The 1003-nt window shown below is 72.7% G+C and carries 1 protein-coding gene; it reads right to left on the minus strand.

The window, feature by feature from the left end:
- A partial coding sequence (gene cofG / locus GRX66_RS19335; RefSeq protein WP_325064212.1) for a 7,8-didemethyl-8-hydroxy-5-deazariboflavin synthase subunit CofG occupies positions 1–844 on the minus strand: 844 nt, incomplete at its 3' end.
- Positions 845–1003 lie beyond the last annotated feature (159 nt).

Consider the following 1003-nt stretch of genomic DNA (forward strand, 5'->3'; position numbering starts at 1 on the left):
GAGGAGCGCGGGCGTCCGCGAGGTTCGGCGGCACCTGCACCGCGACCTCGTCCGGGAGGACGCTGCGCGCCATCGCCACGACCCGGCGCATCGTCTCGCGGCCCGGGGACTCGCGCTGCCAGCGCTCGTTCGGACTCACCGGCTGGACGATGACCTCCTGGACGTGGCCGTGGCGCTCGTGGAGGGCCCGGATCGCCAGCAGGCTGTCAGCGCGGTCGCCCCAGTCCTCGCCGATGCCGACGAGGATGCCCGTCGTGAACGGGACGCCGAGCTCGCCCGCGACGTCGATGGTGTGGAGGCGCTGGCCGGGATTCTTCGCGCGCGGCCCGCCGTGGGCCTGGACGTCCGCGGTCGTCTCCAGCATCACGCCCATCGACGCGTTCACGTCCGCGACGTGCGCCATCTGCTCGCGGGTCTGGTCCCCCGGGTTCGCGTGCGGCAACAGCCCCTCGTCGAGGGCGATCTCGCAGGCCCGCCGCAGGTACTCGTGGATGGAGTCGAACCCCCAGTCCGCGAGCTGGTCGTGGACCGCCGCGTAGCGGTCGTCGGGGTCGTCGCCGAACGTGAACAGCGCCTCCGTGCAGCCCGCGTCCGCGCCCCGGCGGCACGTCTCCCGGACCTCCTCGGGGCTCAGCAGGTCGGCCTCCCCCGGCACGTCGTAGTACGTGCAGTACGTGCAGGTGTACCGGCAGGCCGTCGTCAGCGGCACGAAGACGTTGCGCGCGAACGTCAGCTCCCCGGCCGGGTCGACGTCCGACGGCCGCGCCGCCAGCGCGCGCTCCCGGTCGCTGTCCCGAATCTCGACGTCGACGCCGTAGTCGTCGGCGCCCGGAATCGAACTCACGGCCGGAACTCCTCTGCGGGCTCTGCGTCTGTCTGTCCGTCGCTGTAGACGTCGAGGTTCCGGCCGATGAACGTCGCGTACCCCGCCACCACGGCCGCCGACACGACGACGAGCTCCAGGAGACTGCTGGCGTCCCCGGACAACAGCAGGACGCTGCCG

This window comes from Halobacterium bonnevillei, assembly GCF_009831555.1.
Taxonomy (GTDB): domain Archaea; phylum Halobacteriota; class Halobacteria; order Halobacteriales; family Halobacteriaceae; genus Halobacterium; species Halobacterium bonnevillei.